Genomic DNA, 13979 nt, shown 5'->3' with positions numbered 1-13979 from the left:
CCGCCGCATATTGCGCGGCGGATTGCCTGTTAACAGGTTTAGTTGCTGCGCGGCAGCAGGCGCTTCACGTCCTTGGCGGCGTCATCAAGAGCCTGCTGCGGGGTGACGGACTGGTCGACGACGCGGGAAATGTTGTCGACGATCGTCTGCGTTACGCGCACGCCGTTCGAGCCGGGGAAGGCATACCAAGGGATCATGCGCGGCATCTGGTTGAGACCGGCCAGGAACAATGGGTTCTTCTTGTAGAAATCACCGAGATAATCAGGCGATTTGGCGGCCAGTTCGTTGTTCGGGACGTAACCAGTGCCGGGAACGACGACGGACGCGCCGTAGGGACCGGCGGCGAATTTGGCAAATTTCCAGGCGGCCTGCTGCTTCGTCGCGTCATGGGTCAGAATAACCACGGCATTACCGCCGGTCGGCAGCTTGCCGTTGACGGGATCGAGCAACGGGATCGGCGCCGTGCGCAGGTCGAACTTGTCGCCGACATTCTTGATGGTGTTGCGCAATGCGCCCGTGGTCTGGAAGGTGAAGCCAACCTTGCCGGCCACGAACGCCTGTTCGCCGGCTGCCTTGGTAAAGACCGGCATGCCGGCTTCCTTGACCATGCGGTCGATGATGGTCATGGCCTTCTGGCCTTCCGGACCGTTGAAAGTGACCTTGCTTTCGTCCTGGTTCAGCATGGTGCCGCCGGCGCCGAACAGCAGCGCGGAGAACATCCAGTCATCGCCCTGCCAGCGGAAATCGATGGAGTCGACGCCGTTGCCGAGCGCCTTGATCTTCTTGGCGAGCGCGATCACCTCGTCCCAGGTCTTCGGCGGCTGATCCGGATCGCCACCGGCAGCTTTCACCAGATTGGCGTTGTAATACATGATCGGGTTCGAGGTGGCGAAGGCGAGGCCGACCTGTTTGCCGTTGACCTGGGCAAGCTTCAGGATCGTGTCCGAAAAGCCCTGTTCGGACATGCTCTGCTTTTCCTTGGCGATCATCGGGCCCATGTCGACAGGAATGCTGCGCTCGTCGGCCATGCGCAGGCGATTGAGGCCGATAAAGGTCACGTCAGGCATGTCGGACGTGCCGACTTGGCGCATGATCGTCTGGATGCCTTCCTCGTAGGTGGCGGAAGGATTGGCAAACTGGATCTTGATATCAGGGTTTTCTTCCATGAACTTCTTCGAGATCGTGTCCATCACGTCCTTGAAGAAGCCGGGCATCGGATAGTGAACGGTGAGGGTGGTTTCAGCGTGGGCCGGCAGGACCATAGCCATAGTGACGGCCGTGGCTGCCAATATCCTGGTGAAGTGTTTCATGGTGTGTTTCCTGGTTGGAGAAGAGCCGGTCAGCCCTTGAGACCGGTCATGGTGATGCCCTCGACGAAGCGTTTCTGTGCAAACAGAAAGGCCAGCAGGAGGGGAAGAGTGATGATGAGGGTGGCAGCCATCAGCGCGCCGTAATCGTCACCGGCCTCGGCGCCACGGAAGTAGAGAAGGCCGAGCGGTGGGGTGGCATAGGCCGGATTGGAGACGACGATCAGCGGCCAGTAGAGGTCGTTCCAATGGCCGACGACTGAAAAGATGGCAAAGGCGGTGATCGCCGGCCAGGCATTCGGCACGATGACCCGGGCAACGATGCCGATCTCCGACATGCCGTCCAGCCTGGCTGCATGGATGAGATCATCGGGCATGGCGCGGAAGAACTGCAGAAACAGGAAGATGCCGAAGACCGAGATGGAAAAGGGCGCGACCAGGGCCGTATAGCTGTTCAGAACCGACAGGCTGTTGAAGGCCACATAGAGAGGCAGCGCCGTGGCATGGATCGGCACCAGCAGGCCCAACATGACCAGTGCCATCATCAGCCGTGCCGCCCTGAAGTTCAGCTTGGCCAGCGCATACGCGCAGGGGACCGCGATCAACACCTGGAAGAACAGGATCAGCCCGCAGACGACGACGCCGTTAAACAGCAGGCCGGACATGTTTACCTTGGTCATGGCCTTGGTGACGTTTTGCAGGAGGAACCAATGCTCCGGGATCAGCGACAGCGATGAGGAGAATATCTCGCTCTGGCTTTTGCTCGCCGTGGAGAGCATGAAAATGTAGGGCGCCAGAAACAGCAGGGCGCCGAAGCTCAGCAAAGCCAGCCGCAACAGGCGACCGAGGGAAAAACCTGAATGCGTCATGCGTAGTGAACCTCGCGGTCGAGCAGGCGATATTGGACGAACATCATGACGACGAGGACGGCGAGAAACACGACCGCCATGGCAGAGGCATAACCGACGCGCAGGTAGACGAAGCCTTCCTGGTAGATGGTGAACAGCAGCACTTCCGACGCCTTGTTCGGTCCCCCCTCGGTCAGCGTCCGCACCGTCTCGAACACTTTCACCGCATTGATGATGCTGATGGTGATGACGAACAGCGTGGTTGGCCCCAGCATCGGCCAAGTCACGAGGAAGAAGCGATCGATGCCGGATTTGGCGCCGTCCACATCCGCGGCCGCATAGAGATCGCGGGGAATGGCGGTCAGGCCGGCGAGAAACAGCACCATGTTGAAGCCAACGCTCTGCCAGATACCGATGATCGCCAGGCTGTAGAGCACCATGCTCGACGAACCGAGCCAATTGGGGCCGTCGATGCCGATCAGGTGAAGCAGAGCGTTGATCGGCCCGATCGTTGGGTGAAACAGATATTGCCATGCCGTCGCCATGGCGACGATCAGCGATGCGACCGGCAAGAAATAGGCGGTACGAAAGAACGAGCGGCCGATGGCTTCGCTTTCGATCAAAAGTGCGATCCCAAGCCCAAGCAGCAGCGACACCGGTGCAACGATGGCAGTATAGACCGTGGTATTCCACAGGGATTGCCGGAAGGTCCTGTCCGTCAGCAGTTCGGCGTAATTCTCGAACCCGACAAAGTGGAAGCTGCCATAGCCGAGCTCGAAATCCGTAAAGCCGAGAAAGACGACGGCTGCGAGCGGCGCGATGATGAAAGCGATCATCAGGAGGACAGCCGGCAGCACCAGTAGCCAGGCGGTCTTGGCCTGCCTTACTGCGCCGAGATCGGGCAGCGCCGGTGCGGCTGCCGACATGGTGATATCAGCCATTGGCCGCCTCCAGCACGGTTGAAGCCAAAGGCGTTGTGGAAAGCCGGAAACCATCCTTGCCAAACACCATTACCCGCTCGGGATTAGTCGCGAGGGATACCGGCATTCCAGCGGCAAGGCCTGCGGCTTCCACTGGGGTCAGCTTGGCGACCATCGGCTGGCTCAGCCCGTCGAGCTTGGTGTAGACGATGACCTCTGAGCCGAGAAATTCCATCCGCTCCACATGTGCGGCAAGGCCACCCTGACGGGTCGGAAGCACACGCAGATGTTCTGGCCGCACGGCAATGGTCACGGCGTCCTGTTGGGGTGCGGTCGCGACGATCTGGAGGCGCATGCTGCCGAGCGCGACTGTCTGGTCGGGCGCCGCCAGCGTGTCGAGCGTATTGATCCTGGGTTGGCCGAGGAAACGTGCCACCTCGATATGATCAGGATCGTCATAGATAACCTGCGGCGGGGCAAGCTGAAGAAGGGTGCCTGAGATCATCACGGCAACCCGGTCCGCCATCGACAGCGCTTCCGCCTGGTCATGGGTAACGTATAGGGTCGGCACGCCCGCGCGCCGGTGAAGATCAACGATTTCGCCGCGTGCATGCACACGCAGGTTGGCATCGAGATTGGAAAGCGGCTCATCCATCAAGAAGAGGCTCGGGCGCCGCACCATGGCGCGGGCCAGCGCCACGCGCTGCCGCTGCCCGCCGGACATCTGGCCTGGCTTGCGGTCGATGAGATGCTCGATCTTCAGCGCTCGCGCCATGTCCAGGACTTGCGCCTGAATAGCGGTGCGCACCTGCTTTTGCCCGGGCAGCAGATTGCCGATGATGGGCAGGCGCTGTGCCCGGCTGAGCTGCCGCATAGCCAGCGGCACAGCGATGTTCTGCCCGGCCGTCAGATGCGGATAAAGCGCGTAGGACTGGAATACCATCGCAACGTTGCGATCTGCCGGGGCAAGTGCCGTCAGTTCGCGGCCTGCCGCCATGACACTGCCGGAGGTCGGATGCTCGAGGCCGGCGACGATGCGCAGCAGCGTGCTCTTGCCGCAACCGGAGGGGCCGACAAGGGCGATGAATTCGCCAGCCTCTGCTTCGAGGCTGATACCCTTGAGGATGGCGTTGTCGCCAAAGGACTTGGTGATATTGGAAAGGTGGAGCGCGCTCATTCCGCAGCCTCCCCCGGCATCGCCGGCTTCGGATAGACTTCGTCGATAACATCGTCGATCACATAGGCGGTCATGCCGGGAACGGCGACGATCTCGCTCGCCACCGTGTCACCGTCGAATGTGTGGATGACGGCGCCGATCAGGCGCTCACCTGGCATTTCCCGCTCAAGCGTGTCGATGATAAAGGCCGCAGACGGCCCCCAGACGAGGCTTGTCTTGTTGAACGCACCCTTCCAGGCCCAGTGCAGATGACCTGTTGCGACGAGGCCGACATCGTGACGCTGCATCAATTCGTAGAGGCGGCCACGCGGGGTCGGGCGAATGCTCCAGTAGCCGGTATCGCCTTCATGCGGCTCATCGACAAAGATCGGCTTATGGGTAAAGAGCGCGATGCGGCGCGGGCCGGCATCCGCCATGGCCTGCGCCAGCCAGTCCAACTGCTCGGTCTCGTGCTCGTTACCCATGCCGAGCAGCAGAGAATTGAAGCCGATCAGCCGCCAGCCGTCGATATCGCGAATGAAGCGGTCGGAGCCGACAAGGCCGTTCCAGCGTTCGAGCCGGGTTTGCGTGACCGGCTGATGGGAGCCCGGCAGATGGCCAACGTCGTGATTGCCCGGGACGATCAGCATGGGTGCAGATGCCTGGCGCATCAGCTCCAGTGAAAAGGCGATGTCTTCGGCATGATCCGCGCCATCCACGCAGAGATCGCCGGTGTGAATGATCAGATCGGGCTTTTCAGCCTCGATCCATGCCAGCAGCGGCGGCCAATTGCCGTTGAAATGCGGCTTTGACGGGCTGAAATGGGTGTCGGTGATCTGGATGATCTTCACGCGGGAAACTCCGGTCTTGAGGCATGGGCGCAAGATGTCTGCGCGCTCTTCCCGGTCTCTCTAGAGCCCGCATATGTCAGCCTCATAAAATGGCTTTCCAATCTCCTTTCATTTTCATCATGGAGTTGTCATGATCGACGAGGTGCGGGCGCTGGCCTCTGATACGAAGTGCCGTGGTCTACCGCTTGGTGATGGAGGCGTTGAGCCTTGGCTTTCAATAAGGCCTAAGAAATCGAGAGACGATCGCTGTTTCGACGCCTCACGCCGTAGCCGCCTGCATGTCCGCTTTGGGGAAAGGTCTGAAGGTCATGGCAATCAGGAAGGCTCCGATGCCCATGCCGCAGGCACCCAGATAGAGCCAAGTATAGGTGGCGAAGGTGTCATAGATCAGCCCGCCGGCCCAAGGGCCGAGCGCCATGCCCAATGAACCGGCCATGCCGGTGCCACCGATAATGGTACCCATCAAACGCTGTGGAAAATTCTCGCGCGCCAGCACTGCATAGAGCGGCATGACGCCGGCATAGATAAAGCCGAACATGCCAGACACCGCGTAAAATCCATCCAATTGCCGAACGAAGAAGAATAGGAATGCCACGATTGCCTGAGCGAGCAGCCCGAGCACGAGGATGGTCTTGGCGCCAAAGCGGTCGCCCATCAGCCCGAAGGCGATGCGACCACCGAGCCCTGCCAGACCTTCGACACTATAGATTGTCACGGCGGCAATCAGGGGAATGCCGCAGCTCACGGCATAGCCGACGGTGTGGAAGATCGGGCCGGAATGGGTTGCGCAACAGAAAAAGTTGGTGAGCATCAGCACGATAAAAGGCCGAGATTTGAGGGCCGAGCCGACGGACATGGACTGGCCAGCGGCGATGCCTGAAGCCATCGGACGCTCCTCGTCATCAAGCGTAGGCGGCTGGCGGATGAGGAGCGAAAGCGGGATCATGACACTTGCGGCGAGCCCGGCAATGACAAGCATCGATGAGCGCCAGCCATAGGTGGAGACCAGCCATGCTGCGAAGGGCGATACAGTCATCGGTGCCATGCCCATGCCTGCCGAGACCAGTGAAACGGCAAGGCTTCGATGCGTGTCGAACCACCCCGTGACGGAGGCCATCAATGGTGGCAGGATGGCCGCGATCGAGAGGCCGACGATGAGCCCGAAGATCAACTGGAATTCCAGAATTGACGTGGACCGGCTGGCCCAGGCGAGGCCGACCGCCAGCATGGCCGATCCGACGAGGATGACCGGTCGCGCGCCAACACGGTCGGAAAGCGAGCCGAGGGCGAAGCTGCCGAGCGCCATTGCAAGGAAGGCGATGGTCATGGCGGTGGATATGCCAGTCACCGACCAGCCGGTTTCCGTTACGATCGGCCGGATGAAAACCGGTAGCGTGAACATGGACCCGATCGCCACGCAGCTAAGCAGTCCCCCAGCCGCGACGACAACCCAACGATACGTGGCTTTACGCATGCTGTTCCTCCCATGCGGGGCGCGGCTGAGCGATTACGATATTCTTATATTTGACCTAACGGAAATGCCCGGTCAATCTGCGCAAAACGGGCAGTCGAATGCGCGGTCGCTGCTTTCTCTATCCTTCGAGCAGCGCTATCTTTGCCCTATCATCCGGCTCCGCATCGTTTCGCTGACGCGGTTGACGCTGCGGACCTTGAGCAGGTCTTGCCGTGAGACGATGCCGACGACCTTGCGCGTTTGCGGGTCGACCACCGGGATGCGGCCGACGCCGGTCTCGATGATGAGATCAGCGATAAAGCTGCTCGGCGTATCCGGATAGGCTACCGGCTGCGACCTGTCGGACAGCGTTTCGGCCAGTGTTGCCTCTAGCGTCACGTCGCCGTTGCGCCAGCGCAGGGCGTCGCTGCGTGACACGAGGCCAAGCAATCGGTTCTCGCCATCAACCACAGGATAGCTGCGATGAACGGCCTCTTCTGTGAAGAAGGACAAGGCGCCGGCGACCGACAGGTCACCCGACAATGTCGCCGGGCCTGCGGTCATAATTTGGGCCGCCTGGGTGAAATCCAGGGGGTCGACTGTATATTCCTGAAGGACATGTCTGCCGCGGCGGGCGATCTTCTCGGTCAGAATAGACCGGCGCATGACCAGTACACTGACCGCATAAGCGGCCGCTGCCGCTGCCAGGGTCAAAGGTAACGCCTCGAACAGTCCCGTCAACTCGCCGGCAAACAGGGCTCCGGTCAGCGGGGCCCGCATGGCGCCGCTCATCATGGCTGCCATGCCGATCATCGTCCAGAAACCGGGATCGCCCGGCAGGGCATGTCCGGCAAGGCATCCGACCGCGCCGCCGAGGATCAGAAGCGGGGCAAGAACACCGCCTGACGTTCCGGAGCCGAGCGCGACGATCCACACGATCGCTTTGATCGCCAGCAGCGTTACGACCATTTTTATCGTCATCGTATCGGCGAGCATGGACTGGATATTGGCGTATCCGGCTCCGAGTACGCGCGGGTCCATATAGCCGCCGAGGCCGACGACGATGGCGCCGAGGGCGGGCCACCACATCCAGTGGATTGGCAAGCGATGAAACAGGTCCTCGATCTTATAGAGGCTGGTGGAGAGAAGCGCTGCTTCAAGGCCGACGACAGTGCCTATGCCCGCCGCTGCCAGCAGGGGCCAATAGCCTGAAGGCATGGCCGCCTGCAGGGAAAGTAAGGGGCCGGCGCCGATCAAGGCCGGGCGCCAGCTCCAGGAAACCAGAACAGCAACCACGACAGGCACAAAGCTGCGCGGCTTCCATTCAAACAGTAAAACTTCGATTGCCAGGAGAATGGCGGCAAGCGGCGTTCCAAAGATGCCCGTCATTCCGGCGGCTGCGCCGGCCACGAGCAGCGTCTTGCGCTCTGTCGCGCTCAGATGAAAACATTGGGCAAAGAGCGAGCCAACGGCGCCGCCGGTCATGATAATAGGCCCCTCCGCGCCGAACGGGCCACCGCTGCCGATCGATATCGCAGAGGAGACGGGCTTCAGGATCGCGACCTTCAGAGACAGCCGACTTTCTCCGTAAAGGATCGCCTCTATAGCTTCCGGAATGCCGTGGCCGCGGATTTTGTCCGAGCCAAACCGAGCCATCAAACCGACGATCAGGCTGCCGATAATTGGAATGGCAATGATGCCGAGGCCAAGACCGGTATCGGCTATCGTGCTCTCGGCAGATGAAAGCCGCCCGAACCAGAAAAAATTCGTGGCGAGCGCGATCAGACGCAGCAAAAGCCAGGCTCCCATGGCGCTGACACTGCCAACCACCACCGCCATGCCGGCAAGGAGAAGCAGGCGGTGATCGGCGCTGTGGTCACCAAGGGGAGGGCGTTTGGCACTGCCGCCATTCATGTTAATCATCGGCATCTCTTTCGATCGGGGTCTCGCAATTATATCGTAATACGATATTTATCAAGAATGGATGAGGGAATGTGTGCGGAAAAAATTGCCTTGAAAGATAGCGATTATGCCGATCTCGCGGATTTCCGGGCAGCCTTACGTGGCTTTCAGGCGTTCAGTGAAGCTGAGGCGGCGGAGGCCGGGCTGACGCCGCAGCAGCACCAGGTGCTGCTGGCCATTCGCGGCGCAGAGGGGCAAAAGGCGACGGTGGGTTTTATCGCCGAGCGGCTGATCCTGAAGCCGCACAGTGCTTCCGAACTGGTCAACCGGCTGGAGGCCTTGGATCTGATCGTGCGCAGTACCGACCAGCAGGATAAGCGAAGGACCGTCCTCATGCTGACGCAGCAAGGGGAGGCAGTTCTCGCAACGCTATCCAACGCCCATCGCCAGGAAATCCAGCGGCTGAAACCAATGCTGGTGGCTCTGCTCGACCGCTTCGGATGACCCTGGGCCATGGCTGGCGGAGAACGAGGCTCAGAGAGCGGCTTCGGGAATGGGCACTGGATCAAACGTCTCACTTGAGAGTTCGGTGATTGCGGCGTCACCAAGTTTCGCAGGAGGCCAGATGTCCAAGTTCTTTTCGAAATTTGCCAATGTTATAGCGGAATGGTCCGGGAAACCGGTGATCTTCTTCACGGCAGTTGCGTGCGTAGTTTTGTGGGCGCTCTCCGGCCCGATTTTCGGGTTCAGCGAGACGTGGCAATTGGTCATCAATACCGGCACCACGATCATCACGTTTCTGATGGTTTTCGTCCTGCAAAACTCGCAGAACAGGGACAGCAAGGCGCTCCAGGCCAAGCTGGACGAACTGATCCTCACGTCGCATGCGCAGAACAAATTCGTCGGCATCGAAGAGTTGGACGAACATCAGTTGCGCAACCTCATCAAGACGCTCGACGCAAAAGCCAATCAGAAAGCCGGGAGCGAAGGAGAGCCAGCCGATTGAAATGAGAGCTTTCGATCTTGCTGGTCTCCGGTACGTCGGTTCCAGGCCCGCAGATGCAAGAAAGGGCTTGGCCACGAAGCAGAAGGGCCGCCGACTTGGGGTACACAGCTCGTCGTCGGCCTGCGCTGTATTGCGGTTAAACCCGCTCCGCCTCCGGCGTGCCAACAAGCTTTGCGGCTTGAGCATTTGCGGATTGAAGTGCGGTCTCCATGCTAGTGCCATGAGCAAGTTCCGCAGCCATCACGCCTATGAACATGTCACCGGCTCCATGGGTGCTTTCGACCTTTACCTTGACCGCCGGCAGCGTGATTTCCGTCCCGCTTCTGTTGGCATAGGCGACGCCGGCACCACCGGCGGTCACCACGACTTCCGGAAAATGCGCTAGCAGGATTTTGGCCGCCTCCAGCGCACCTTCCAGCGTTTCCACGACAGGCGTGCCTGCCAGCATTTCCGCTTCGATGGCGTTGACGACGATGATGTCGATCCACTGCTGGAGATCGGCGGACAGGGCACGCGCGGGGGCGGCGTTGATCAGCACACGCCCGCCAGCCTGTTTCACGGCCTTGGCGGCAGCGGCATTGGCCGCGTCGGGGATTTCATTCTGGAGAACGAGAACGGTGGTGCGCTTCAGGAGATCCGCCGCCGCTTCCACGTCATGATCGCCGAGCGTGAGATTTGCGCCGGAAACGATAACGGCGCCGTAGTCACCCTGGGCGTCGAAGATCGCCACGCTCATGCCGGTGGCCTGGCCGGTACCCTTCGCGGTATCGCGGCGCACGAAGCGTTCGTCCACCTGTTTGCGCTTCAGATTGGCGAGCAGGAAGTGGCCGAAGTCGTCATCGGCGACAGCGCCGATCATGAAGGTGGAAACTCCGGCCTGTGCGGCCGCCACTGCCTGATTGCCGCCCTTGCCGCCACTTTTCGGATGCCAGGACGTGCCCGTCACCGTTTCGCCCTGGCGCGGTCGGTCGGGACCAAAAACCGCGATGTCATAGTGAAGGCTGCCGAAAACGGTGACGATGGGCGAGGATGTCATGGAAGGCGATCTCTGCGTTTGGAGGTGACGGCGGACATGGTGCGGTCGAGATTGCGTTCGGCAGCCTGGTAGTCACGCTGGGCGACGGCAACGAAGACTGCGTCGAGAATATTGAGCTGGGCGATGCGCGCTGCCGCGTTTTCACCCATCAGCGGCGATCCCTGTGCCGTCGAACACAGCACCACGTCAGCAGATTGCGCGAGCGCCGAGGAGCCGTAATTGGTGACGGCAATGGTGCGGGCGCCGTTTCTGCGCGCGAGTTGCAGGGCTTCGATGACAGCGATGGTGTTGCCGGAGTGCGAGAAGCCGATGGCGATATCGGTGTCGCCAAGCAGTGCCGCGGACATCAGCATCATGTGGGAATCGTCAAAGACGCTGGCGCGCACGCCGATGCGCAGAAACTTGTGGGCCACGTCCCGGGCGATCTGCGCGGAGCCGCCAACGCCGTAGAAGTCGCGGTTACGCGCCTTGTGGATCATATCGGCAGCCTGGTCGAAGGCGGCCATATCAAGGATGGCCAGGGTTTCCTCCAGCGCGTGGATCGAGGTGCGAAACACCTTCTGGACGATTTCCATCGAGGTATCGTCGACCGACAGCTCCTGATGCATTTCGGTGGTTGGCTGCCGGTTATACTGGCTGACGGCAGAGCGGAAGTCGCGAAAGCCGGAAAAGCCGAGCTTCTTGGTGATCTTCACCACCATGGCTTCGGAAACCCCGGCATTCTCGGCGATCTGTTTCAGCGAGGTTTCCTCGCTGAAATCACGCATGCCGAAGACCGTATCCACCACCTTTGCTTCCAGCGGCGTCAGCATCGGCATCATCATCCGGATGCGCGGCCCCACCGCCTTCATGTCAAAGCTATCAGCGTTCATTCCCGTCCCCTTGTCGCGCGATCAATCATCATTGCGACGAGGATTATAAGGCCGGTAGCGAGCAGTTGGTAGAAGGCCTGTACATTCATAAGCGTCAAACCGTTGCGCATTGCGCCAAGGATGATTGCGCCAAGGATGGTGCCGACGACGCTGCCCTTGCCGCCCATCAGCGAGGCACCGCCGATAGCGGCCGCGGCAATGGCGTCGAGTTCCCAGAGATTGCCGAGGATCGGTTCAGCTGCGCCAAGGCGACCGATGAGAATCAGCGAGGCAAGCGCAGCAAGCCCGCCGGAAATCACATAGGCAGTGATCTTGGTGCGGGCGATCGGAACGCCAGCGACATAGGCCGCTTCCTCGTTGCCGCCCACGGCCATCAGATACTCGCCGATCGGTGTCTTCTTCAGCAGAACCCAGGCCGCGACCGAAACCCCGGCGACGATCAGGACGGGGATTGGAAGGCCGATCAGCGTGCCGTTGAACAGTGCCCGAAAGCCAGGCGGAATACCGAGCACGGGGTTGCCGCCGGTGAAGATCAGCGCGATGGCTCTGTAGGTGCTGAGCGTACCCAGCGTGACGATGAACGGCTGCAGGCCCACATAGGCAACGAGCACGCCATTGATGAAGCCGCAGATAGCACCAATACCAAGCCCGGCCAGAATGGCGAGCGGGATCGGCGTACCGTCCAGCAGCAATGTCGCGGTGATCACGGCTGCAATGGCAGCTGTTGGTCCCACGGATAGATCGATGCCGCCTGAAATGATTACCAGCGTCATGCCGAGCGCAAGGCAGGCATTAATGCTGGACTGCTGCAGAATATTGGTCAGGTTCCGCTCGGACAGAAAGCCCGGAACAAGGGCTGCGAAAACAGCCATGATGACGACGAGACCGATCAGCGTTCCCGCGTCACGCAAAGAAAAGGAGAACCGGCGAAAGACTGGGGCGGTGCTTGCGACTGATGGTGAAGAGGCGGTCATGATCAACGGTCCTTGATGGTTACGCAGGATGGGCGGCGGCGGACGCGCCGGCAATCGCCCCTGGAATAGCATGAGCGACGATCGCGCTTTCACTCAGCTCATCGCGGCCAAGTTCGGCGGCGACGCGGCCTTCCCGCATCACCAGCACCCGGTCGGAAAGCCTGATGACCTCTGGAAGCTCAGAGGATACGACGATAATCGAATGGCCCTCACGGGCGAGCGTCTCGATCAACTGGTAGATCTCGGACTTGGCGCCGACATCGATGCCGCGTGTCGGCTCGTCGAACAGCAGGATCTGCGACTTCGCCGCCAGCCACCGGGCGATAATCGCCTTCTGCTGATTGCCACCGCTGAACAGCCGGATGGGGCGGTCGAGTTGGAAAGGTCTGAGATTGACCCGCTGCAGCAATTCCTTCGCGGTCGCCCGCAACTTGCCCTGGCGGATCACACCGGTGGATGAAAAGGCAGGAAGCGAGGCAAGCGCCATGTTGAGGCTGACCGGACGCATGGGAATGATGCCCTCCCGCTTGCGCTCCTCGGGCACAAGGCCGATGCCGGCAGCGATGGCGTCACGTGGCGTCCGCAGGCTGACGGCTTTTCCGTCGATGGAGAGAGAGCCGCTGGTCAGGCGGTCGACGCCGGCGATCAGCCGCAGCAATTCTGTGCGGCCGGAACCGACCAGACCCGCAATGCCGAGAACCTCGCCCTTGTGGAGCGTGAAGGAGACATCTTTGATCTTGGTGGCAGAGGAGAGACTGTCGGCCTTCAGCTTTACGGTATTGGTGACGAAGGAATGATGTTCTTCCTGCATCAGCTCACGGCCAACCATCATGGCGATGACCTGCTTTTCCGAGGTGGCTTTCATGTCGACGGTGCCGATCAGGTTGCCATCGCGCATGACGCTGGCGCGCTGGCAGATCTGAAACACCTCATCCATCTTGTGGGAGACGTAGATGATCGACACGCCGCTGGCCGAGAGATCGGCGATGACCTGCGCCAGCCGGTCGAATTCGCTCGGCGTCAGGCTTGATGTCGGCTCGTCCATGGCGATGACTTTCGCCTTGTCGAGCAAAGCGCGGCCGATTTCGACGATCTGTCGCTGCGCGACTTTCAGGCTGGAGATCGGCGCTGACACATCGATGCTTCTGTCGATCATCGACAGCGCTTCGGCGGCACGCTTCTCCTGTTCCCGGCGCGAGACAAAAAGCCCGCCCATGTGGGTGAGAGAATGGCCGAGGAACATGTTCTGGGCGACGCTCAGATGCGGCACCTGCTGAAGTTCCTGATGGATCATCGCGATGCCTGCGTGCCTGGCATCCAGCGGCTTGCGAAAGGCGACGGCCTCACCATCGACGAAAACGGTGCCGGAGGTCGGGCGGAACACGCCTGACAGAATGCGCAGAAGCGTCGATTTGCCCGCGCCATTCTCCCCAAGCAGCCCATGAATTTCGCCGGGAGCCACATCGAAACTGACGCCGCTCAGTGCGTTTACGCCCGGAAAGCTCTTGGTGATCGTGTCGAAACCTAAACGCGGAACCATGTCCACCTCCTCCTGCAACATTCTAGTGCACTGACGCATTCACCTCGTTCATGCTTGCGTGCACTAGATTTTTGTTTGTGCAGCGATTTATCCAAACTCGGCTGAAGCCTCCGT

General features: G+C 60.6%; 13 protein-coding genes. 2 read left to right on the top strand and 11 right to left on the bottom strand.

The features are described 5' to 3' along the window. Positions 1-38: 38 nt before the first annotated feature. From BJF91_RS10285 to BJF91_RS10255, 7 genes are all read right to left on the bottom strand, one after another. Positions 39-1310, bottom strand: coding sequence for an ABC transporter substrate-binding protein (locus BJF91_RS10285; RefSeq protein WP_075614369.1), 1272 nt, complete (start codon positions 1308-1310; stop codon positions 39-41). 29 nt (positions 1311-1339) lie between these two features. Further along, entirely contained in the window at positions 1340-2176 is an 837-nt protein-coding gene (locus tag BJF91_RS10280) for a carbohydrate ABC transporter permease (RefSeq protein WP_075614368.1), read from the bottom strand. Beyond that, on the bottom strand, positions 2173-3081 hold the full coding sequence (locus BJF91_RS10275) for a carbohydrate ABC transporter permease (protein WP_407639879.1): 909 nt from the start codon (positions 3079-3081) through the stop codon (positions 2173-2175). Before BJF91_RS10275 ends, BJF91_RS10280 begins: the two co-directional genes overlap by 4 nt. A 7-nt stretch (positions 3082-3088) precedes the next feature. Continuing rightward, a complete protein-coding gene (locus BJF91_RS10270) occupies positions 3089-4252 on the bottom strand; it encodes an ABC transporter ATP-binding protein (RefSeq protein WP_075614366.1) in 1164 nt (387 codons plus the stop codon). Further along, positions 4249-5082, bottom strand: coding sequence for a metallophosphoesterase family protein (locus tag BJF91_RS10265; RefSeq protein WP_075614365.1), 834 nt, complete (start codon positions 5080-5082; stop codon positions 4249-4251). Before BJF91_RS10265 ends, BJF91_RS10270 begins: the two co-directional genes overlap by 4 nt. A 259-nt stretch (positions 5083-5341) precedes the next feature. After that, positions 5342-6556 carry an MFS transporter gene (locus BJF91_RS10260; RefSeq protein WP_075614364.1) on the bottom strand — a complete coding sequence of 405 codons (1215 nt, stop codon included), beginning with the start codon at positions 6554-6556 and terminating at the stop codon, positions 5342-5344. A gap of 135 nt (positions 6557-6691) precedes the next feature. Further along, a complete protein-coding gene (locus BJF91_RS10255; RefSeq protein WP_075614583.1) occupies positions 6692-8458 on the bottom strand; it encodes a chloride channel protein in 1767 nt (588 codons plus the stop codon). A gap of 69 nt (positions 8459-8527) precedes the next feature. On the opposite strand from BJF91_RS10255, the gene BJF91_RS10250 reads away from it, so the two are divergent. Continuing rightward, entirely contained in the window at positions 8528-8941 is a 414-nt protein-coding gene (locus BJF91_RS10250) for a MarR family winged helix-turn-helix transcriptional regulator (protein ID WP_139310645.1), read from the top strand. Between the two features lie 121 nt (positions 8942-9062). Then, the gene (locus BJF91_RS10245) at positions 9063-9443 is read left to right on the top strand and encodes a low affinity iron permease family protein (RefSeq protein WP_075614362.1); all 381 of its coding nucleotides are present in this window, start codon (positions 9063-9065) and stop codon (positions 9441-9443) included. A gap of 136 nt (positions 9444-9579) precedes the next feature. On the opposite strand, the gene BJF91_RS10240 is transcribed toward BJF91_RS10245, so the two are convergent. Genes BJF91_RS10240 through BJF91_RS10225 form a run of 4 tightly spaced genes read right to left on the bottom strand, consistent with a single transcriptional unit; the run spans position 9580 to position 13865 of the window. Next, positions 9580-10479: a PfkB family carbohydrate kinase gene (locus tag BJF91_RS10240; RefSeq protein WP_075614361.1), complete on the bottom strand. Its 900-nt coding sequence runs from the start codon at positions 10477-10479 to the stop codon at positions 9580-9582. Beyond that, the gene (locus BJF91_RS10235; RefSeq protein WP_075614360.1) at positions 10476-11351 is read right to left on the bottom strand and encodes a MurR/RpiR family transcriptional regulator; all 876 of its coding nucleotides are present in this window, start codon (positions 11349-11351) and stop codon (positions 10476-10478) included. The genes BJF91_RS10240 and BJF91_RS10235 overlap by 4 nt, the downstream gene beginning before the upstream one ends. Further along, a complete protein-coding gene (locus BJF91_RS10230) occupies positions 11348-12325 on the bottom strand; it encodes an ABC transporter permease (RefSeq protein ID WP_075614582.1) in 978 nt (325 codons plus the stop codon). Before BJF91_RS10230 ends, BJF91_RS10235 begins: the two co-directional genes overlap by 4 nt. Positions 12326-12344: 19 nt before the next feature. Then, positions 12345-13865 (bottom strand): sugar ABC transporter ATP-binding protein, encoded by a 1521-nt coding sequence (locus BJF91_RS10225; RefSeq protein ID WP_075614359.1) that lies wholly within the window; start codon positions 13863-13865, stop codon positions 12345-12347. Positions 13866-13979: the final 114 nt, after the last annotated feature.

Source organism: Gillisella taibaishanensis (assembly GCF_001938985.1).
Lineage (GTDB): Bacteria > Pseudomonadota > Alphaproteobacteria > Rhizobiales > Rhizobiaceae > Allorhizobium > Allorhizobium taibaishanense.
Note: the sequence above shows the minus strand (reverse complement) of the source record. Positions and strands in the feature narration are given on the sequence as shown.